This window comes from Candidatus Sodalis pierantonius str. SOPE, from assembly GCF_000517405.1.
Taxonomy (GTDB): domain Bacteria; phylum Pseudomonadota; class Gammaproteobacteria; order Enterobacterales; family Enterobacteriaceae; genus Sodalis_C; species Sodalis_C pierantonii.
Genome location: NZ_CP006568.1, coordinates 2,607,439 through 2,628,516, shown reverse-complemented (window position 1 = coordinate 2,628,516; position 21,078 = coordinate 2,607,439). Strand labels below are relative to the sequence as shown.

Annotated in this window: 17 protein-coding genes and 4 pseudogenes; 11 read left to right on the top strand and 10 right to left on the bottom strand. The window is 57.1% G+C overall.

Features of this window, described 5'->3' with window-relative positions:
* Nucleotides 1-42: 42 nt before the first annotated feature.
* Nucleotides 43-627 carry an aminoacyl-tRNA hydrolase gene (gene pth / locus SOPEG_RS13350; RefSeq protein ID WP_025245723.1) on the bottom strand — a complete coding sequence of 195 codons (585 nt, stop codon included), beginning with the start codon at nt 625-627 and terminating at the stop codon, nt 43-45.
* A gap of 240 nt (nt 628-867) precedes the next feature.
* Between pth and ychH the strand changes: the two genes are divergently transcribed.
* Nucleotides 868-1,146 (top strand): stress-induced protein YchH, encoded by a 279-nt coding sequence (gene ychH / locus SOPEG_RS13345; RefSeq protein WP_025245722.1) that lies wholly within the window; start codon nt 868-870, stop codon nt 1,144-1,146.
* Nucleotides 1,147-1,466: 320 nt separating this feature from the next.
* On the opposite strand, the gene prs is transcribed toward ychH, so the two are convergent.
* The 3 genes from prs to lolB all read right to left on the bottom strand — a co-directional run bounded on the left by prs (nt 1,467) and on the right by lolB (nt 4,011).
* Nucleotides 1,467-2,414 carry a ribose-phosphate diphosphokinase gene (prs, locus tag SOPEG_RS13340; protein ID WP_025245721.1) on the bottom strand — a complete coding sequence of 316 codons (948 nt, stop codon included), beginning with the start codon at nt 2,412-2,414 and terminating at the stop codon, nt 1,467-1,469.
* A 119-nt stretch (nt 2,415-2,533) separates the two neighbouring features.
* The gene (gene ispE / locus SOPEG_RS13335) at nt 2,534-3,391 is read right to left on the bottom strand and encodes a 4-(cytidine 5'-diphospho)-2-C-methyl-D-erythritol kinase (RefSeq protein WP_025245720.1); all 858 of its coding nucleotides are present in this window, start codon (nt 3,389-3,391) and stop codon (nt 2,534-2,536) included.
* On the bottom strand, nt 3,391-4,011 hold the full coding sequence (lolB, locus tag SOPEG_RS13330) for a lipoprotein insertase outer membrane protein LolB (protein WP_025245719.1): 621 nt from the start codon (nt 4,009-4,011) through the stop codon (nt 3,391-3,393). Before lolB ends, ispE begins: the two co-directional genes overlap by 1 nt.
* Nucleotides 4,012-4,234: 223 nt before the next feature.
* Between lolB and hemA the strand changes: the two genes are divergently transcribed.
* From hemA to kdsA, 5 genes are all read left to right on the top strand, one after another.
* Nucleotides 4,235-5,497, top strand: a complete 1,263-nt coding sequence (hemA, locus tag SOPEG_RS13325) for a glutamyl-tRNA reductase (RefSeq protein WP_025245718.1) — start codon at nt 4,235-4,237, stop codon at nt 5,495-5,497.
* 25 nt (nt 5,498-5,522) lie between these two features.
* Nucleotides 5,523-6,605 (top strand): peptide chain release factor 1, encoded by a 1,083-nt coding sequence (prfA, locus tag SOPEG_RS13320; protein ID WP_025245717.1) that lies wholly within the window; start codon nt 5,523-5,525, stop codon nt 6,603-6,605.
* A complete protein-coding gene (gene prmC / locus SOPEG_RS13315; RefSeq protein WP_025245716.1) occupies nt 6,605-7,453 on the top strand; it encodes a peptide chain release factor N(5)-glutamine methyltransferase in 849 nt (282 codons plus the stop codon). The genes prfA and prmC overlap by 1 nt, the downstream gene beginning before the upstream one ends.
* Before the next feature lie 244 nt (nt 7,454-7,697).
* The gene (gene sirB1, locus SOPEG_RS13310; protein ID WP_025245715.1) at nt 7,698-8,447 is read left to right on the top strand and encodes an invasion regulator SirB1; all 750 of its coding nucleotides are present in this window, start codon (nt 7,698-7,700) and stop codon (nt 8,445-8,447) included.
* A gap of 42 nt (nt 8,448-8,489) precedes the next feature.
* Nucleotides 8,490-9,344 carry a 3-deoxy-8-phosphooctulonate synthase gene (kdsA, locus tag SOPEG_RS13305; RefSeq protein ID WP_025245714.1) on the top strand — a complete coding sequence of 285 codons (855 nt, stop codon included), beginning with the start codon at nt 8,490-8,492 and terminating at the stop codon, nt 9,342-9,344.
* A 51-nt stretch (nt 9,345-9,395) separates the two neighbouring features.
* Here the strand turns inward: kdsA and SOPEG_RS29660 are convergent, their stop codons facing one another.
* From SOPEG_RS29660 to chaA, 3 genes and pseudogenes are all read right to left on the bottom strand, one after another.
* Complete coding sequence (locus SOPEG_RS29660; RefSeq protein WP_236851814.1) at nt 9,396-9,749, bottom strand: STAS domain-containing protein; 354 nt, start codon at nt 9,747-9,749, stop codon at nt 9,396-9,398.
* A 297-nt stretch (nt 9,750-10,046) separates the two neighbouring features.
* Nucleotides 10,047-10,892 (bottom strand): annotated as a pseudogene (locus SOPEG_RS29655) (SulP family inorganic anion transporter); the annotation flags it as partial.
* Between the two features lie 302 nt (nt 10,893-11,194).
* Nucleotides 11,195-12,291: pseudogene (chaA, locus tag SOPEG_RS13295) on the bottom strand (sodium-potassium/proton antiporter ChaA).
* 474 nt (nt 12,292-12,765) lie between these two features.
* On the opposite strand from chaA, the pseudogene chaB reads away from it, so the two are divergent.
* Together chaB and SOPEG_RS13285 are read left to right on the top strand one after the other, a co-directional pair.
* Nucleotides 12,766-12,996 (top strand): annotated as a pseudogene (gene chaB, locus SOPEG_RS24870) (putative cation transport regulator ChaB).
* 598 nt (nt 12,997-13,594) lie between these two features.
* Nucleotides 13,595-14,303: pseudogene (locus tag SOPEG_RS13285) on the top strand (gamma-glutamylcyclotransferase).
* Between the two features lie 448 nt (nt 14,304-14,751).
* Here the strand turns inward: SOPEG_RS13285 and SOPEG_RS13280 are convergent.
* Both SOPEG_RS13280 and SOPEG_RS28325 read right to left on the bottom strand, forming a co-directional pair.
* Nucleotides 14,752-15,960: an IS256-like element ISSoEn2 family transposase gene (locus SOPEG_RS13280; RefSeq protein WP_025245712.1), complete on the bottom strand. Its 1,209-nt coding sequence runs from the start codon at nt 15,958-15,960 to the stop codon at nt 14,752-14,754.
* Nucleotides 15,961-16,052: 92 nt separating this feature from the next.
* Nucleotides 16,053-16,655 (bottom strand): transcriptional regulator, encoded by a 603-nt coding sequence (locus SOPEG_RS28325; RefSeq protein ID WP_025245711.1) that lies wholly within the window; start codon nt 16,653-16,655, stop codon nt 16,053-16,055.
* A gap of 26 nt (nt 16,656-16,681) precedes the next feature.
* On the opposite strand from SOPEG_RS28325, the gene SOPEG_RS13270 reads away from it, so the two are divergent.
* The 3 genes from SOPEG_RS13270 (at nt 16,682) to SOPEG_RS13260 (ending at nt 20,154) form a co-directional block, all read left to right on the top strand.
* Nucleotides 16,682-17,605 (top strand): IS5 family transposase, encoded by a 924-nt coding sequence (locus tag SOPEG_RS13270; protein ID WP_025243983.1) that lies wholly within the window; start codon nt 16,682-16,684, stop codon nt 17,603-17,605.
* A gap of 273 nt (nt 17,606-17,878) precedes the next feature.
* On the top strand, nt 17,879-18,136 hold the full coding sequence (locus SOPEG_RS24865) for a helix-turn-helix domain-containing protein (RefSeq protein ID WP_071882202.1): 258 nt from the start codon (nt 17,879-17,881) through the stop codon (nt 18,134-18,136).
* A 203-nt stretch (nt 18,137-18,339) separates the two neighbouring features.
* Nucleotides 18,340-20,154 carry a Mu transposase C-terminal domain-containing protein gene (locus SOPEG_RS13260; protein ID WP_158382406.1) on the top strand — a complete coding sequence of 605 codons (1,815 nt, stop codon included), beginning with the start codon at nt 18,340-18,342 and terminating at the stop codon, nt 20,152-20,154.
* Here SOPEG_RS13260 and SOPEG_RS13255 read toward each other — a convergent pair.
* On the bottom strand, nt 20,147-21,070 hold the full coding sequence (locus SOPEG_RS13255) for an IS5-like element ISSoEn1 family transposase (RefSeq protein WP_025245708.1): 924 nt from the start codon (nt 21,068-21,070) through the stop codon (nt 20,147-20,149). The two genes, SOPEG_RS13260 and SOPEG_RS13255, sit on opposite strands and share 8 nt — an antisense overlap.
* Nucleotides 21,071-21,078: the final 8 nt, after the last annotated feature.

The window sequence follows — 21,078 nt, the reverse complement described above, 5'->3', positions numbered from 1 at the left end:
TTCATTATACACAGAATCCGCACATTACTCGACGCCTGGCGTTTAACCGGGCCGGTAGGCATGCAGGCGGTTCATGGCCTTCGCGGCATCCTGGGTGATAAGAATCTCCGTACAGCGCACCGCTTCATCGATAGCGCCATCAATCAGCTGTAATTCCGCCGCGGGTGGTTTGCCGAGCACAAAGCCCACCACTTTGTTTTTGTCGCCGGGATGGCCAATGCCGATGCGCAGGCGGTGGAATAGGGGATTGTTGCCCAGGCGGTTAATAATGTCTTTCGGGCCATTATGGCCGCCATGCCCACCGCCCAGCTTTAGCCGGGCGTTGCCGGGCAACAGATCCAGTTCATCGTGCGCTACCAGGATCTCTTCCGGAGCGATGCGGTAAAAGGTGGCCATCGCCGCTACCGCTTTGCCGCTGAGATTCATAAAGGTTGTTGGGACCAGCAGGCGGACATCGTTGCCGCCGAGGGTCAGACGGCCGGTGTAGCCGTAAAATTTGCTTTCCTCTTTTAACGTTTGCCGGTAGCGCTCTGCCAGTAACTCGACATACCAGGCGCCGGCATTGTGGCGGGTTGCGGCGTACTCGGCGCCGGGATTGGCCAGGCCTACAATTAATTTGATCGTCACGTCTTGGTCTCATCTGGCGGTTTGCGCTCTAGTTTACTCCGCCGGGGCAAGGCTTTTCAAATCAACGGCCCGCCGACGATGTCGCGGATCGCCCCGATTTGTGTGATTTATTGAATAGTCTGTGATCGTTACCACAAGGTGAGGGATCAACTCTGGCTATACTTTAATCAGTGAAAGGAATAGTTAGCGAAAGGAATGACGCCGAGCAGGGCGTCTGTACGGACAATCAGGAGGTGTAACATGAGACGTAAATCAGCAATGCTGGTCGGCAATAGCCTCATGGGCGCGGGGATGATACTTATGGTTGCCAGTATCGCCGTATCGGTGCTCAATCAACTGCCCCAAATCCACATGCCCAATTTGATGGCCAGCGGCGGCATTATGGGCATCTTTGTCGGCGCGCTGTTATGGCTCGCGGGCGCGCGCATGGGCGGTCACGAGGAAATCTCCGATAGGTACTGGTGGCACCGCCGCTTTGATGCGCGCTGCCAAAAAAACCATAACACCCGCTACCATTAACCCGTAATGCCGCGGGAGGGCAGACTGACCTGACGCAGCGGCACGACGACCGTAACGCGCGACCTTGCCTGAACGGGCGAGCGGTTTCTCTGCGGCCCGTCATGCCAGATTTTGCCGACCCGTGCTGCGTTCGGGCAATGGGTGAAGCTTAGGCGAATCTTGCGGTGGGCAATAAACAGTCTGTGCTTTTCAAGGAACCGCAGTGGTTGAGCGAATGGTAATCGTTCAGCGAACCGCGTTGGCTTAACAAGCCGCGAAGGCTTAGCGAAGCGCGGCAACGACGCTGCGCGCCAGGGAACGGGCAGCGCGCGGCAGTGGGATTAATGCTCGAACATCGCCGAGATAGATTCTTCGTTGCTGATGCGGCGAATCGCTTCCGCCAGCATGCCCGACAGCGTTAACGTGCGCACGTTGGGCAGTGCCTTGATGGCCGGATCCAGCGGGATGGTATCGCAGACAATCACTTCATCAATCACCGAATTCTTGATATTGTCAAAAGCGTTGCCCGAGAAGATCGGGTGCGTGGCATAGGCGGATACCCGCTTGGCGCCGCGCTCCTTCAACGCTTCGGCGGCTTTGCACAGGGTGCCGCCGGTATCGATCATATCGTCCACCAGCACGCAGTCGCGACCCGCCACGTCGCCAATGATATGCATGACCTGCGACACGTTGGCGCGCGGCCGGCGCTTATCGATAATCGCCATGTCGGTGTCGTTAAGTAGCTTGGCTATCGCGCGTGCACGCACCACGCCGCCGATATCGGGGGAAACGACAATCGGATTTTCCAAATCCTGCTGCAGCATATCTCCCAGCAAAATCGGGCTGCCGAACACGTTATCCACCGGCACGTCGAAGAAGCCCTGAATCTGCTCCGCGTGTAAATCGACCGTCAGCACGCGGTCAACACCGACGCTTGAGAGAAAATCGGCGACCACTTTGGCGGTAATCGGTACGCGGGCGGAACGGACGCGGCGATCTTGACGCGCATAGCCGAAGTAGGGGATGACGGCGGTAATACGACCGGCAGAGGCCCGGCGCAGCGCATCCACCATCACCACCAGCTCCATCAAGTTGTCATTGGTGGGCGTGCAGGTGGACTGGATGATGAAAATATCGCCACCGCGGACGTTTTCATTGATTTGCACACTGACTTCGCCGTCGCTGAAACGGCCAACGGCGGCATTGCCAAGACTGGTATATAAACGGTTGGCAATACGTTGCGCCAGTTCCAGGGTGGCGTTTCCAGCAAAAAGCTTCATATCGGGCACGAGAAGAACCTCAGGCTTGCGTCCAGAGAAGGTATTGCGCCAGCCTGACGCCGGGGAAGGCGGCGGCGCCATGCGGGACAATGCCATACGGGTAATGCATCAGACCGCCGTCGGGCGGCTCATTGCGCCCCTGACAACGCGCGGTGCAGCGGGGAAACGTTAACGCCTCGGGCTACAAAACCGCGCATCCATGCCGGGGCCTGCGATAAAACCTGACGGACGGCGGCCTCGGTATCGAATTCGGCAAATACACAAGCGCCTGTGCCAGTCAGTCGCGACGGCGCGTATTCTAACAGCCATGAAAGATGCTGTTCAACCGCGGAAAAATGTTTCCTTGCGATCGGCTCACAATCATTCTGAAAAGGGGCGGCCATAAGCGCGGCGAGCGAGCGCGGCGGCGCGTCTCTTCGCAGCTCAGGATCGCCGAAAATGCGCGGCGTGGTAATACTAACCGGCGGCACCGCCACCAGATACCATTTTTCCGCTGGGGCAGCCGGCGTGAGCCGCTCGCCGATGCCTTCGGCGAACGCCGCCTCGCCGTGAACGAACACCGGCACATCGGCGCCGAGCGTCAGCCCCAGCCGCGCCAGGGTGGCCAGCGTCAAGCCGCAGTTCCACTGGGCGTTGAGCGCCACTAGCACGGTGGCGGCATCGGAAGACCCGCCGCCGAGCCCCCCGCCCATCGGTAGCACTTTCTCAAGGCGGATATCCGCCCCCGGCGCTGCGGGGTCATCGGTTGCCCAGCAATGGCGCTGCAACAGCCGCGCGGCGCGAACGATGAGATTATCCTCTTCCGCCACGCCCGCGACCGGGTTCAGCAGGCGGATGCGGCCGCCGACGGTCGAGGTAATGCTGAGCGTGTCGCCATAATTGAGAAACTGAAACAGCGTTTGCAACAGATGGTAACCGTCGGCGCGGCGGCCGATAACATACAAAAACAGATTAAGCTTGGCCGGGGCCGGCCACTGGCGTGTCATTACAGGCTCCAGCTATCCATTTTCAATTTGATGCGGTTATCGCCCTGGCGCAATTCCAGATTCGACGGTAGCGCCGGCACGGTATCGTCGTGATAGCCCTGGTAGGTCACGGTCCAGCGCTGTCCGTTGTGGCTATAATTCACCTGATGCAGATAGCCGCGGGCATCGAGGGTGAAATCGGTGGCATCGCCGGGCAGGCCGAGCATCCATTGGCGCAGGTCGTTGAGGGGGATAGACATGCCGGCCAGCTTTTGGATCATCACCTCGGGGTCGTCGCTGACGTAGCGTTTGCCTTGATTGTTGACGAGCTGGGCCACGCCCGGCTGTACATTGAGATCCATCTCGGTGCTGCCGAGCGGGTTGGTCAGAATCAAGTGGTAGCGATCGGCGCTGGTTTGCTGCCAGTTAAAGCGCGCGTAAACTTTTTGCTCCTTGGAAAGATAGGCGAAGGCGCCGCGCGTCTGGTAACGGGTGAGCGTGGAAACCGACTGCTGGTGGCTGCGCCATTCGGGCGAGGTTTGGCTTTTGGCCGGGCCGGAAGGCGTGTGAACACTACAGGCGGCCAGCAGCAGACTGGCAAGCGGCAGCAAACGGAAAACGGCGTAATTACGCTCTGGCATGACTTCAACGTCCTTAAATATCGCGAGATGAATGACTTTCTTTCACGCTAACGGAGGGCATCGTTAGCGTCAATGGCTTTAATAGTTTGATTTTATACCCTTACAAGTTATACACCATAAGGGGAGGAAAGTGCGGTGCGGCTTTTCTTGCACCTGTGCATCAAGTAGAATGCGCGCAGACGATAACCATACTAACGCTTGTACTACTCTGTAACCTGAACCCATGACATTGCTCGCACTCGGTATCAATCATAAAACAGCGCCGGTCGCTTTGCGCGAACGGGTGGCGTTCTCACCCGATACCCTCGACCAGGCGTTGGGCAGCTTGCTTGCACAACCGCTGGTGCAGGGCGGCGTCGTGCTGTCTACCTGCAACCGCACCGAGCTGTACCTGAGCGTTGAACAACAGGCTGATTTGCAAGAGGCGCTGGTACGCTGGCTATGCGATTATCATCAACTGGAGCCGGACGAGGTGTGCCAGAGTCTTTACTGGTATCTCGGCAATGAAGCCGTCAGCCATCTGATGCGCGTCGCCAGCGGCCTGGACTCGCTGGTGCTCGGCGAGCCGCAAATCCTGGGTCAGGTTAAAAAGGCGTTCGCTGAATCCCGCCGCGGGCACGGCCTGTCGGTGGATTTGGAGCGATTGTTTCAGAAATCGTTCTCCGTTGCCAAGCGGGTGCGCACCGAAACCGAAATCGGCTCACACGCGGTTTCGGTGGCGTTTGCCGCCTGCACCATGGCGCGGCAGATATTTGAATCCCTGGCCGAGGTGACGGTGCTGCTGGTGGGCGCCGGCGAAACGATTGAACTGGTGGCGCGTCACCTGCGCGAGCACAAAGTGAAGCGGCTGCTCATCGCCAACCGTACCCGTGATCGGGCGCAGCGGCTGGCGGAAGAAGTCGGCGCTGACGTCATCAGCCTGGCGGAAATTGATAGCCAATTGGGTGAGGCCGACATTATTATCACCTCTACCGCCAGCACCCTGCCGATTATCGATAAAGGAATGGTGGAGCGAGCGCTGAAACAACGCCGTTATCAGCCCATGCTGCTGGTGGATATCGCTGTACCGCGCGATATTGAACCGGAGGTGGCGAAGCTGGCCGACGCCTATCTGTATACGGTGGACGATCTGCAGGCCATTATCGAAAAGAATCTGGCGCAGCGTAAACATGCCGCGGTATTGGCGGAAACCATCGTCGTGCAGGAAAGTCTGAATTTCATGGGTTGGCTGCGCAGCCAGTCGGCGGTGGAGGCGATACGCGATTACCGCACCCAGGCGGATAGCCTGCGGGCGGAGTTTGAAGCCCGCGCGCTGGCGGCGTTGCGCCTCGGCGCTGACCCGGAGCAGGTGGTGAAAGAGATGGCGCACAAGCTGACCAACCGTCTCATTCACGCGCCGACCAAATCGCTGCAGCAGGCCGCCCGCGAAGGCGACGCCGAGCGACTACACATTTTGCGTGACGGTCTCGGACTGGACACGCACTGAAACACATAAGGTAAATACACCACGCATGAAGCCCACGATAGTCGCCAAATTGGAGGCGTTGCAAGAGCGCCGTGAAGAAGTGGAAGTCCTGCTCGGCGATCCCGGCGTCATTGCCGATCAGGCGCGTTTTCGCGTCCTGTCGAAGGAGTACGCGCAGCTGTCTGATGTGACAAATTGTTTTCAGCGCTGGCGCCAGGTGCAAGAAGATATCCACACCGCGGAACACCTGCAGCAGGACCCGGAAATGCGCGATATGGCGCAAGAGGAGCTGCTGGCCTCGCGCGCCAACCGGGAACGGCTGGAGCAGCAGCTTCAGGTGCTGCTGCTGCCGAAGGATCCCGACGATGAACGCGGCTGTTTCCTGGAAGTGCGTGCCGGTACCGGCGGCGATGAGGCGGCGCTGTTCGCGGGCGATCTGTTTCGTATGTACAGCCGTTTCGCCGAGACCCGCCGCTGGAAGGTGGAGATCGTCAGCGCCAGCGACGGCGAGCACGGCGGCTTTAAAGAGGTCATCGCCAAAGTGTCCCATGAAGGGGCTTACGGCCTGTTGAAATTTGAATCCGGCGGCCATCGCGTGCAGCGGGTGCCGGAAACGGAATCCCAGGGGCGCATCCACACCTCGGCCTGCACCGTGGCGGTGATGCCGGAAATCCCGGAGGCGGAACTGCCGGAAATCAACGCCGGCGATCTGCGCATCGATACCTTCCGCTCCTCCGGCGCGGGCGGTCAGCACGTCAACACCACCGACTCGGCAATCCGCATTACCCATCTGCCCACCGGGCTGGTGGTGGAGTGCCAGGACGAACGCTCCCAGCACAAGAATAAAGCTAAAGCCCTGGCGGTGCTGGGCGCGCGTTTGCGCGCCGCCGAAGTCCAGCGCCGGCAGCAGGAGGAGTCCTCCACGCGGCGCAACCTGCTGGGCAGCGGCGATCGCTCCGATCGCATCCGTACCTACAATTTCCCGCAGGGGCGGGTGACCGATCACCGCATCGGCCTGACGCTGTACCGGCTGGAGGAAGTGATCGAAGGCAAGCTGGATATGCTGCTCCAACCCATCATGCAGGAGTATCAGGCCGATCAGCTCGCCGCGTTGTCCGAGACGCCCTGATGACCTGGCAGCAATGGCTGACGCAGGCCGCGGCCCGGCTGCGTGAATCGTTGAGCCCCAGCGCCAAGCGCGATGCCGAAATCTTGCTGGCGCAGGTAACCGGGGCGACGCGCACTCGGCTGCTGGTCTTCGGCGAAACCCCGCTGATGGACGCACAATGCGTGACCCTTGAGACGCTTCTTGCGCGCCGCGAACGGGGCGAGCCCGTGGCCTATCTTATTGGCGAACGCGAATTTTGGTCCCTGCGGCTGCGTGTATCGCCCAATACCTTAATTCCACGTCCCGACACGGAATGTTTAGTCCAGCGCGCGCTGGCGCTATTGCCGCCCGCCCGCGCCGAGGTGCTGGATTTGGGCACCGGCAGCGGCGCCATCGCGCTGGCGCTAGCATCGGACCGGCCTGCGTGGCGGATAACCGGCGTCGATCGCTCGCCGGGCGCCGTGGCGCTCGCCCGTGATAACGCCGCCCGTCTGGGACTGACGAATGTGCAGTTCCATGAAAGTGACTGGTTTAAAGCATTGCATGCGCAACGCTATAGTCTTATTGTGAGTAATCCACCCTATATTGAGGCGGACGATCCCCATCTTGCCCAGGGCGACGTGCGCTTTGAGCCGCGTAGCGCTTTGGTGGCGGGGGAGGATGGCCTTAAGGATTTGGCGGCGATTTGCAGCGAGGCGGGGCCGCATTTGCTGCCCGGCGGCTGGCTGCTGCTGGAGCACGGCTGGCGTCAGGGGCCGGCCGTGCGCGCCCTGCTCGCCGAGGCGGGCTTTGGCCAGACGGCTACCCTGCGCGATTACGGCGACAATGAGCGCGTGAGCCAGGGACAGCGATTGCCAGAGGGAAAGTGATTTTAATAAGGGAATGGACAGGCGTGCTGCACGAGCGACAACGGGATGATCGATGACCAGAATGGGTCACATCCGCCAGCAGTTTCCCCCGCGTTCCGCCCGTCCGGGCGTCATCTGCCCCCGGATGCCTGTTGTTCGTCACCGTTGCTGCCTTGTCGGCGCTAACCAGGCCCACCCTGTTAACAGGACCAATATGAGTACGATTGCCGATTTTGAATATAACCAGCATCCTCTAAGCTAGGGGATGCTGCGCGTTACCCAGGCCATTCGGCCCGATTTTGCTAATGATAACGTCCGCGCCCAATTGCAAAGCCTGACGGAGGAAGCGCGGCGTCAGATACCCGCCGACCTGGTACAGGATGACCAACTGGCCCAGCTTCTCGAGCTGTTTTACCGCACTTGGGGCGTCGGCGGCGTTTACCGTTTGTCCGACGCCTTGTGGCTGGATAACGTCCTGGCCCGCTGCCAGGGCTTGCCCGCTTCGCTGGGGATTATCCTGCTGCATATCGCCCAGGCGCTGGAAATCCCGTTGTTGCCGGTGATTTTTCCTACCCAGATGATCCTGCGCGCCGACTGGCTCGACGGTGAAATGTGGCTGATAAACCCCATTAATGGCGACCCGCTGGACGCGCATACGCTCGATATCTGGCTGCGCGGCAATCTGGGTGAAGGGGTGCAGCTTGCTGAAGAGGATCTTGAAGAGGCGGATAATAATACCGTGGTGCGCAAATTGTTGGATACCCTGAAAGGCGCGCTGATGGACGAAAAACAAATGGAGCTAGCGCTACGCGCCAGCGAGGCTATGCTGGAGTTTGACCCGGCGGATCCCTACGAAATCCGCGACCGCGGTCTGATTTATGTCGAGCTGGAATGTGACCACGTGGCGCTCAACGATTTAAATTACTTCGTCGAGCAGTGCCCGGAAGACCCGGTCAGCGAGATGATTAAGGTCCAAATCCACTCCATCGAGCAAAAATCGGTTACCCTACATTGACCGGCGGCGGTTTCCGGTTAATTTCAATTAAAAAGGTGAAGCATGAAACAGTTGGTGGTCAATATTGGCGACATTCAGGTAGCGAATGATTTGCCCTTCGTGCTGTTCGGCGGCATGAACGTGCTGGAGTCGCGCGATCTGGCGATGCGCATCTGCGAACACTACGTCACCGTGACGGAAAAACTGGGTATTCCCTACGTGTTTAAGGCGTCGTTTGATAAAACCAACCGATCCTCCATTCATTCCTATCGGGGACCGGGCCTGGAAGAGGGCATGAAGATTTTTGCCGAGCTGAAAGCGCAGTTTGACGTGAAGGTCATCACCGATGTGCACGAAGTCGGCCAGGCGCAAAGCGTAGCGGACGTGGTCGATGTTATCCAGCTACCGGCGTTTTTGGCGCGCCAGACCGATCTGGTGGAGGCCATGGCCCGTACCGGCGCGGTGATCAACGTGAAAAAACCGCAGTTTATCAGCCCCGGGCAGGTCGGTAATATTGTCGACAAGTTTCGTGAAGCCGGCAATCACCAGGTGATCCTATGCGATCGCGGCAGCAATTTCGGCTATGACAACCTGGTGGTGGACATGCTGGGCTTTAACGTGATGAAACAGGTCTCCGGCGGTTGCCCGGTGATTTTCGACGTTACCCACGCGCTGCAAACCCGCGATCCGTTCGGCGTGGCCTCCGGCGGGCGTCGCGCGCAGGTGAGCGAGCTTGCCCGCGCCGGTATGGCGGTCGGCATTGCCGGTCTGTTCATCGAAGCGCATCCGGACCCGGCGAATGCGAAATGCGATGGCCCCTCGGCCTTGCCGCTGGCCAAGCTGGAGCCGTTCCTGCGCCAGATGAAGGCGATTGATGAACTGGTCAAATCCTTCCCAGAGCTCGACACCGGGCACTAACGCCGCCGGTACGCGCCGGCAGGGCGGCTGCCCTAACGGCGCTCTGCGCCGCTAACGGCCCTGGCCTACCGCCAGCGCGTCGGCGGCAGGAGGCGCGGAAAGGTATTCCAGCGCCTGCGGCAGAGTACTGCAAAATGACAGCCGATCGGCAATCGGCATGACATTGGCCCACGCAAGCGTTTTCAGCGGCTGGAAAGGAATATAGGTCACCAGCACATGCTGGCTCGCGGGCAGTTTGTTGCAAAACTGCATAAAGGCCTGCAGGCCGCCGGCATCCAGCACCGGGACGGCATCCCATTGCAAAATAAGGTATTTATCTTCGGGGGTCAGTGCGCTGAGCTCGGCAAAAATACGCTCCGCGGCGGCGAAGAACAGCGGGCCGTTGATGCGTACCACCCGCGTCATCGGCAGGTTGCACGGCAGCTCGGTCAAACGGGTCATGCGGGCGATGCGGCGCATGAACAGCAGCGACGCCAGCACGATCCCAACGGTTATGGCAATGACCATATCGAACAAGACGGTCAGCGACATGCATAGCAGCATGACGATGATGTCGTCTTTTGGCGCCCGCCGCAGCAGATAGATGACCTTATGCGCTTCGCTCATGTTCCAGGCGATCAGCAGCAGCCAGGAGAGCGCAGGCGCCAGGAGCACTAGTAGCGCATGCACCAGCGCCGAGACGGGGGAGGTGGCGCCGGCGCGCACATTGGCGGCGGAGCGCGCGATGGCCGCGGTGGCGATAATGCCGCCAAAAAACGGCGCCAGCACATTGCCGATACCTTGACCGATAAGTTCATTGTCGGATTGATGCTTTTTACCGGTCATGCCGTCCAGCACCACGGCGCACAGCAGCGATTCAATAGCGCCCAGCATCGCCATGGAAAACGCCGTCGGCGCCCGGCAGTTGCCAGGGCAGCAGCCAGTGGGGCAGGATGGCCGGGATCCCTTGGCCGTGGGTGCCGTCCGCGAGCAAATAGCTAAACGGCTGCCGATGGTGGCTGCCGGCATACCAAGCCCCCACAGCACGCCCATGACCGCTACGCCGGCCAGTAGCGCCGGCAAATGCGGCGGCAGGCGTATACCCAGCCGAGGCCAATAAATCAACACGCTCAGTGTCACGATCCCCACTAAGGTATCGGCGAAGGTAAAGGTGGGCAGGGCGGAGAGCAACCCCGCCACCTTGCCCAGATAGTGCTCCGGGAGCGTGGCGGTATGGAGACCAAAGAAATCTTTGATCTGCATGGTGCCAATCGTGATGGCGATCCCCGAAGTGAAGCCCAGCGTGACCGGCAGCGAAATGAATTCGATTAAGCGGCCAAGGCGCGCCAACACCATGATAATCAGCAGCAGCCCCGACATGAGAGTGGTAATCAACAGCCCCGCCAGGCCGAATTATTGTGATACCGGATAGAGGATCACCACGAAAGCGGCCGTCGTGCCCGATACACTAAAACGCGAGCCCCCGCACAGGGCAATCGCAATGCCCGCGACGGCGGAGGTATATAGCCCGTACTGCGGTGCCACCCTGCTGGCAATCGCCAGGGCCATCGCCAGCGGAATGGCAATGATACCGACGGTGATGCCGGCAAACAGTATCTTTGAGCAGGCGTTGGGGGGTATAGCGTTCCTTCCAGCATGCATCGATAAGCGCGCTGAAAAGGCGTATGCCGGAGAAATAATGCGTCTTCATTAACTCAGTAAACCAAATGAGGAACAACGGCAGCCGGCCGTCAGAAAGAACTCCTACCATACGCCGAGCGGTAGCAAAAAAACCAGCGCCAAATCAAGGCAGGGAAAAAAGTGAACCGCCGCCGCGTTGCGGCAGCGGGGCAAAAGGGGGAAACGGCCAGCTAGAGCATTATGGTCATCAGATAGGCGACAAACAGCGCCAGATGCGCCGCGCCGTTCAACACATTGGTGCGCCCGGTAGAGAGAGAGAAACCTGGCACACGATCAGCGCGGTTAACATGGCCACGGTTTGCGGCAGCGACAGACCGAACGTCAGTTGATTGCCGGTGAAAATGACGATGAGCGTCACGGTCGGCACCGTCAGCGAGATGGTCGCCAGGATTGAGCCAAAAAACAGATTCATCGCCCGCTGAACCTCATTGGCGAGCACGGCGCGGATGGCGCCAAGGCCTTCAGGGGAGAGGATCAGCAGCGCCACCAGGAAGCCGGTCACCTGCTTCGGTGCATCGATGGCGGTCAGCAAATGATCGAGCGGCTCGGCGTTCACTTTGGTGACCACCACCACGGCGATAAGGTGAATAATCAGCCACGCACCGTGCCAGAGCGATCCGTGCGCGGAAGGCTTGCCGTGCGGATCGTCATCATCCTCGTCCTCATGCTCATAGATAAACCACTTCTGGCGGGTACGCGTTTGGATCAGTAAAAATACCCCGTACATGGCCGCGGAAACGGCGCCGACAATCAACATTTGCGCGACGGTGAAATTCCCTCCCGGCAGCGATGAGGGGAAGACCAGCACGATGACCGACAGCGGCATAATCGCCATCAAATACTGCTTGATGCCCGCCAGATTAAGCGACTGGGTGGCGAATTTGCTACCGCCCAGCAGCAATGAGAAGCCGACCAGGCCGGTGGTGACGATCATGATGACCGAATACAGCGTGTCACGCATCAAGGCGGGCGCAGCATTGCCGGTCGCCATCAGCGCCGAGATGAGGCTGACTTCGAGAATCACGACGGACAGGGTCAAAATGAGCGACCCGAGAGGCTCGCCGAGCCGGTGGGCCAGCACGTCGGCGTGGCGCACCACGCTAAAGGCGCTGACCAAAATGCCGAGCAACGCCAGCAGATTGATCGCCACAAGCACGCCTATTGCGGTTGCGTCCCCCCAAAGGCTGAGCACGCCAAGCGCGGCCAGAGGAAAAATCAGGCTATATTCTTTATGGCGGGTCTTAACCGCAGGGGTGGCGGACGTCATGCTGTCGCTCTCTCCCGAATTGAACGCTGAATGTCCTGCCCGCGACTCCGCCACGGGCGCTTACCGATTACCATTAACGGCAGCGATAAGTTTAACATAAAGGGATTGTTTGCGCGGGGTCGTTTGCATAAATTGACGTTTAATTGCGTTAATGCCATTAGAGTGGCATAAATGCCTCTCTTTGCGCTCTGCGACAAATAGGTCCTTGATAAAAAGTGGTGTTTTCTTCTTTTGTCGCTTTCACGCCAGCCTATCTTCTCTCATTTCTGCCGAAATAAAGGCTAAAACGCACGATGATAATGCAATAAATTCGGACTTGAGGTTAAAGTGGGTATTAAAGGGGTGAAAAGACTGTTGATAGGCCTGCGGTCAGCATCGGGCGTCGCGACGGATGTCGGCGCGCGTCGCGTCTGCCGACGAAAAACGCCACAGGACCTATACTGAAATAGGATAAGGACCTTAAAAGGAGGCTGTATGCCCTATCAATCCAATTCATCCTTACCGGACAGCGTCACCGGGATTTTGCCCAAGCATGCGCAGGATATTTACCGTGAAGCCTTTAATAGCGCATGAGATCAATATAAAGATGCTTCCGAGCGCCGCGGCCATGAGTCGCGCGAGGAGGTCGCCCATAAGGTTGCCTGGGCGGCGGTAAAACATCAATACCATAAGGGCGAAGACGACCGCTGGCACCCGAAAAAGTAAGGGCTGACGCTGCGCAGGCGGGCGCGGGCGGGAGGCGCCCGCCGCCGATCCTGACTCCCGTCAATTTTCCCCGCAGGAGGGCAGCGTCGTCCCCGTGCTCGGCTTTGCCCCGATTCGCCGTGCCAGCGCCCGCATCTTGCCGCCCCGATACCGCCACCCTGCGGCTACTTGCCCCAAGCTTTACAACCGGCCTGCTGAGCTCAAGGTCTTACCCCCGTCCGCCGCCGCAATCTTGCCCTGCCGAGACAGGCTTCCTTTCGTGTGTGCGCGGATGGGGTCCGTCGTTGCCGTCTACCGTCACGGGTAGCGCCACCCTCAGGGTTTGCGAGCTGGGAAGGGCCCGGCGCCGAGACGCGGTGATCCCCGGCCGAGTCAGCGCTATTCGCTGCGGCTAGGGTCGTGGCGCCGGGGACGCGCGCCGTGATAGCTTTTTGTCATAATTGGGACTCGCTTCAAACTTGATTGCGGCGGCGGAAACGCATATGGTCATATTGTTGGTGATTCAATTATGAGCAATAAAAACAGAAATCATCTTCATGCGCAGGCGGCGTAGGTGCGCCACCGCGGTTGAACGTGATGGCCAGGAGAAAGCAACCGAATGTTAACACGAGACTTTTTGCAGAAAGCGGATTGTAAAACGGCCTTTGGTATTATCGACGAATCGCTGCTGTTAACGCCCGAACAGCGGCGGGCATCGCTGGCGTGTACGCTGAGTCGTCGGCCGGACAATAGCCCGGTGTGGATTTTCGGTTACGGCTCGCTGATGTGGAATCCCATCTTTGAGGCAGAAGAGGTGCGTCCAGCCACGCTCTTCGGCTGGCATCGCGCCTTCTGTCTGCGGCTTATCTCCGGACGCGGTACCTCGTCGCAGCCGGGGGCGCATGTTGGCGTTAAAAGAGGGCGGCCAGACCACGGGCCTGGCGTTTCGCCTGCCTGAAGATCGCCTGCACGAGGAGCTGGAATTGCTGTGGAAGCGGGAGATGCTGACCGGATGCTACATCCCCATTTGGAGCGAACTGACGTTGGATAATGGTGACAGCGTCACGGCATTGGCCTTTGTCATGGATCCCTGCCACCCTTTTTTCGAGGCGGATACCCGGTCGCAGGTTATCGCGCCGCTTATCGCCTGCGCCAGCGGCCCGCTTGGCACCAACGCCCAGTATCTCTTTGCCCTGGAGCAAGAGCTGAACAATTACGGCATGCAGGATGACTGTATGGTGGAATTGGTCAAGCAGGTTCGCCAACTGATCCAGGGGCGGGCGGCGGTGAACCAAACGCCGCGGGATGAGCCGCCGCTGGCCATTTGATCGGCGCCGCGCCGCCGAGCGGTTTTTGCCCCTGCGCGCGCCGCTCTTCGGCGACGCAGCAGCGCAAGACCTCATCATGACCCGCTGGTTTTTACCCCCGTTTCGCCGACAGGTTTGGCAGGGTGACCGATAAAGCGGGCCACCAGCCATTTTCTGACCCGCACGACAAAACGTGTGGGGTGACAAGCATTTCTGGACTCTCAGGGGGAACGGTGGATTAGCCGGAAGCCCTTTACTGGCGCGGCTTACAGCCATTTTAAGGATTTTGGACTCGTCGCAAAAAATGAGCGAAAAATGAGTTTTTTGCACTATATTCTGGACTGGATTGGCCGTGGTTTGAGTAAGTTTGAAAGCCGTTTAAACAGTTTCAATTAACGATTTTGTTGATAAACATACTCAATGCATAAATATTTTGACCCTGTACACGATTCTGTGTAAATGCCTTTTCTCAGAAGTGACCGTCCAGGCGGTCACCGAACTCGATAATAAAGCGGCTCATTGCCATGCGCCAGTCCCTCAAAGGCATTGTCCATTTCTGTGAGGCCGCCTGTATCGCCAGCCACACCACCTTTTTCACTGCGTCGTCGGTCGGGAACACCTTGCGCTTTTTGATGGCATGCCGGATCACGCTGTTTAACGACTCGATGGCGTTGGTCGTGTAGATCACCTTGCGGATGTCCGTTGGGTAGGCAAAGAACGTGGCCAGATTGGCCCAGTTTGCCTGCCAGCTTCGACTTATTTGCGGGTAGCGGATGTCCCAGGCACTGGAGAACGCTTCCAGCGCCTGCAAGCCGGCTTCTTCCGTAGGGGCCTGATAGATAGCTTTCAGGTCGCGGGTGACGGCCTTGTAGTCCTTCCAGGAGACGAACCGCAGGCTGTTGCGCACCATATGTACGATACACAGCTGGAGCCGCGCCTCCGGATACACCGCGTTAATAGCGTCAGGGAAACCTTTCAGCCCGTCTACGCAGGCGATAAGGATATCGTTCAGGCCGCGGTTTTTCAGCTCTGTCAGCACGTTCAGCCAGAACTTTGCGCCTTCATTTTCGGCCAGCCACATACCTAGCAACTCTTTCTGGCCTTCGATGTTGATGCCCAGCGCCAGGAACACAGATTTGTTGATGATGCGGCTGTCCTGCCGGACTTTTAGAACGATACAGTCAAGATAAACAATGGGATAGACTGCATCCAGAGGCCGGTTTTGCCATTCGACAACCTGCTCCATGACCGCATCGGTGACCTTTGAGACCAGCGCCGGCGAGACATCGGCGTCATACAGCTCTTTGAACGCGGCGGCGATCTCGCGGGTGGTCATCCCTTTGGCGTACAACGATAAAATCTGGTTATCCATCCCGGTAATCCGGGTCTGGTTCTTCTTCACCAGTTGCGGTTCAAAGGAACCGTCACGATCGCGCGGAGTACGCAGCGCCAGCGGGCCATCGCCAGTGGTAACGGTTTTTGTGGAATAGCCGTTGCGGGCGTTGGTCCCCGGTTTAGGCTGATTTTTATCGTAGCCGAGGTGATGGGTCATTTCGGCATTGAGAGCTGCTTCGACGCTAATTTTTTTCAGCCGCCGATCGAAGTGACTGAGATCTTCAGGGGTTTTGAGATTTTTGGCCAGTTCGTTAGCCAGAGCCTGCAACTGTTTTTCGTCCATAAATTAACCTGTTTTTGATGTTGGATTGAACATATCAAAATCAGGCAAATACACAAATTTCTAAACAGGCTCAATATTTTATATATTTAAACTTAAACGGCTCTTTTGCTATAGTTTGTTAGGATTTCTTCTCCTGCCTCATTTTTGCTATCAAGACCACACTCTCTAGCTTTCTCATCGTTCAAGATAGCCTCCGATTGCGTTTGGGAGGACGTCCTGCCTAAGACTTTTTCTTTAATTACATAATCAAGTTGTAAGAGCTTAAGGTTGTCATCATCAAGGAGGTAAAGGACCGTCTCAACACCTTTCCTAGTTAACAGGTTGATCAAAGCTGAACGCTCCGTATCATTTAGCGCTTCAAAGAACTCAGCCAATTTGAGAGTCTGCGGTGAAAAGTGCAAATCACGATCACCACTATTGGATTCTTTACTAACCACTTTCCCTCCATTAATAATCCATTCAATATCAATCCCTTCCGCTTTGGCTATGAGTTCTAACTTATCCCGTCTAGGTATCGAGCCTTTTCCCGTCAGATAGTTACTTAGCGTTGCATACTTCAACCCCCATTTAGCCGCAACGCTTCGACGCGGCCTTCCAGCGACAAGTGCTAGAAGACGATCTTTTATGGTTTCTTTTGTAGGGTCACGGCTTTGTTGAATAAATCGAACTTTTAGGTGACTGGCGGCTCTGATCACTACATTCGTTTCAACATCAGGTCCCCATGGCAAAGCAAAAGTTTAAAATTACCAACTGGCCCGCATACAACAATGCGCTCAGGCAGCGGGGGGACCTGACAGTATGGCTTGATGAGTCAGCCATTGCTGCATGGACTGAGAGTACACCACCTGAACATCGTGGCCGGCCGCTTCACTACACCGATATGGCCATTACCACGGTTCTGATGATAAAGCGCGTGTTTAACCTTTCGCTCCGGGCGTTACAGGGTTTCGTTGACTCAATTTTTAAACTGATGGGGCTGTCGCTGCGCTGCCCAGATTACTCTCTGGTCAGCCGGCGAGCAAAAACCGTCGACATCAGCATAAAAACGCCAACCCGCGGCGAAATCTCACACCTGGTCATCGATGGCACCGGCCTGAAAGTCTTCGGCGAAGGCGCATGGAAAGTCAGGCAGCATGGGGCTGAGAGGCGCAGAGTATGGCGCAAGCTTCATCTGGCAGTAGATAGCGTGACACATGAAATTATCTGTGCCGATTTATCGCTAAGCGGTACGACAGATGCGCAGGCGCTGCCCGGGCTGATTAACCAAACCCACCGGAAAATCAGGGAAGCGTCGGCTGACAGTGCTTACGATACGCGTTACTGTCATGATGCTCTGCTGAGGAAAAAAATAAAGCCGCTTATCCCACCGCGAAGTGGTGCGCAATATTGGCCAGCTCGATACTATGAGCGTAACCATGCGGTGGCAAATCAGCATCTGAGCGGCAATAACGATACCTGGAAAAAGAAAGTAGGTTATCACCGGCGTTCACTGGCTGAAACGGCCATGTTCCGGTTTAAAACACTTCTGGGTGGTCATCTGAGTCTGCATGACTATGACGCGCAGGTAGGTGAGGCAATGGCAATGGTTAAAGCACTTAACCGGATCACACTGTTAGGAATGCCAAACAGCGTCCGCATCATGTAACAATCGCCCTGATAGGGAGGAAGTCGTCACAAATTTCGGATTTATTCAACAAAGCGTAGGGTCACTAAAAAAACTTCGGTATTTTTTGTCATCATTGGTTACTTTTCCTGTAATACATTGATTAAAAAGCATTTTTAATCCTGACAAGGAAACCAGTAAAGTAATCCAATAAAAACCAAAATAGCTTTTCATGATTTCTTTTGGATTATAATCTTTGCTTGAAGAGATACACCGCTCGGATGTTCCGGGCGGATGACTTTTTAGGGTAATCCAATGACGAGTCAAAATGAAGTTGTTAATACTGATTGGCACAGAGAGATCATAAAAGCTGAACTTCACAAACGTGGGATAACTTTTCGAGCCTTGGACGTTAAAGCCGGGGTCAAGCAAGACGTTGTTAAAAGTGTTTTAACAAGACCTTGCCGTAAATATGAACTATTGGTTGCTAACGCTCTTGGTGTCTCTCCAGAAACTATCTGGCCAAGCAGGTACGAAGCTAGAAATAACAGCTACATTCGCAAGGTTTCTTGATTATGTTTATAAGTATCAAGGAATTAATAGGGATTCTCGGATTACCAGGAACAGCCCCAGGACTAAAAAAAGCATTGCGCAGATTATTGCTTGACTCTCCAGATTTAGTCCGTAAGCGTCCGGGTACCAAGGCTTTCGAGTATCACATCGATTGTTTGCCGGAACAAACACGCGAGATCATCAAACATCGGCACTATAAATCTTTGATTGCGCAAGCCCCGGCCCAGCCGGTTGATGAGTCGGTCAAGCGTGGCTGCGCCATCAAGTCACGCGATGAGCTGGCGATCATGCGCCAATGTCCTGCCCTGCTCGAGCGCAAAGTGCAGGCCCTCAACGATCACCAAAAGCAGATTGCCGATGCGCGCATGATGCTGGCACAGGAAGTGATCCGGTTACAGCAGGCCGGCATGACCCGCATTGCGGCGGTGACCTTTATCGTCGAGGAGTCAAAGGTCGGTACATTGCCCGAGGCCCTGCAGCGCGCCGCCACGCTGGCCAACGCCAAAAAGGGCCGCACCCGGCAAGGGGTGGGCAAAAGCAGCCTGCAGGAATGGGTGAGTCTCTATCTCAGCGCAGAGCGACCCCAGGAGCGTCTGGCGATACTGGCTCCGGGTCAGCCGAAGAAGCAGCGTCCCGAGGACATGACGTGGTTCTATACGCTCTTCTGGCCGCATTATGCCCGGCCCTGTGGCCCGACGGTGCTGGAAGCCTACCGCGCGTTTCAGGCCGACTGGCAGGGCAAATACCATGATCAGCCTGCCATGCTGGCGGCCCTGCCGACCTACGACAAGGTCAATCGCATGGTCAAGCGGGTGGCACCTCACCGACGGGTCAAGGGACGGGTCACCGGTTCGGCGCTTAAGGCGTATCAGGTTTACCAGCAGCGGGATTGGGCACAGATGCCGGTGAACGGCTGCTGGATAGCTGACGGCAAATCGCTGAACATGAAAGTGGCGCATCCGATACACGGGCGGCCCTTTACCCCGGAGCTGACCCTGGTGCTCGACGGGCGCACCCGCTATCTGGTGGGCTGGAGCCTGTCTCTGGCGGAAAACGCCATCGCGGTGGCCGATGCGTGGCGTTATGCTATCCAGCACCACGGCAAACCGCTGTTTTCCTACTCCGATAACGGTGGTGGTGAGACCAACAAGATGCTGGATGCGGATATCACCGGGATTTTCCCCCGGCTGGGCATTGAGCATATTACCGGTATCCCCGGTAACCCGCAGGCGCGGGGCATTATCGAGCGACTTAACGGCGTTCTCCCACGCCGGCTGGCCCTGCGCTTTCAGACCTATAACGGGTTAAGCGCTGACCCCAACGGGACGCGGGTGCAGGGGCAAAAGCTGCTGAGTCTGTCGAATGCCCTGCGTCAGGGGAAAGAGCTGAACCCTGTCCAGCAGAAAACGCTGGCGATATTGCCCAGCTGGCGGCAATTGATAGACGCCATCGAGGAGGAGGTGCAGCGCTATAACCACAGCCACGAGCACAGCGCGCTGCCCAAGGTCAACGGCAAGTCGATGACGCCGGCTGCTTACCGCAAGGCCCTGCTGACCGAGGAAGGAGACAACATTGAATACCTGACACCGGGCGAGTTGCGCGAGATGTTTATGCCGGAAGAGAAACGCGTGGCCCAGCGCGGCTGGGTTGAACTGCTGAATAACCAGTATTTTGCCCGGGAGCTGATTGAGGTAGACCGCCAGACGGTGCGGGTGGCCTACGATATCCATAATCCGAACGAGGTGATTATTCGCCAGATGGACGGTGCTTATCTCTGCACCGCGCTCTGGAATGGCAATACCGCTTCGCCGGTGCCGGTCTCCAGAGTGGAAAAAGCCCTGGAAGCGCGCGCTAAACGTCTCATTAAACTGGCTGAAAATAAAATTCAGGATGCGAAAGACGAATTACGCCCGGTGATTGACGCGCCCAGGGAGAACGATTACAGCCTGCTGGTCGCTTTGTTGAATAAATCCGAAATTTGTGACGACTTCCTCCCTATCAGGGCGATTGTTACATGATGCGGACGCTGTTTGGCATTCCTAACAACGTGATCCGGTTAAGCGCTTTGACCATTGCCATAGCCTCACCTACCTGCGCGTCATAGTCATGCAGACTCAGATGACCACCCAAAAGTGTTTTAAACCGGAACATGGCCGTTTCAGCCAGTGAACGCCGGTGATAACCTACTTTCTTTTTCCAGGTATCGTTATTGCCGCTCAGATGCTGATTTGCCACCGCATGGTTACGCTCATGGTATCGAGCTGGCCAATATTGCGCACCACTTCGCGGTGGGATAAGCGGCTTTATTTTTTTCCTCAGCAGAGCATCATGACAGTAACGCGTATCGTAAGCACTGTCAGCCGACGCTTCCCTGATTTTCCGGTGGGTTTGGTTAATCAGCCCGGGCAGCGCCTGCGCATCTGTCGTACCACTTAGCGATAAATCGGCACAGATAATTTCATGTGTCGCGCTATCTACTGCCAGATGAAGCTTGCGCCATACTCTGCGCCTCTCAGCCCCATGCTGCCTGACTTTCCATTCGCCTTCGCCGAAGACTTTCAGGCCGGTGCCATCGATGACCAGGTGTGAGATTTCGCCGCGGGTTGGCGTTTTTATGCTGATGTCGACGGTTTTTGCTCGTCGGCTGACCAGAGAGTAATCTGGGCAGCGCAGCGACAGCCCCATCAGTTTAAAAATCGCGTCAACGAAACCCTGTAACGCCCGGAGCGAAAGGTTAAACACGCGCTTTATCATCAGAACCGTGGTAATGGCCATATCGGTGTAGTGAAGCGGCCGGCCACGATGTTCAGGTGGTGTACTCTCAGTCCATGCAGCAATGGCAGACTCATCAAGCCATACTGTCAGGTCCCCCCGCTGCCTGAGCGCATTGTTGTATGCGGGCCAATTGGTGATTTTAAACTTTTGCTTTGCCATGGGGACCT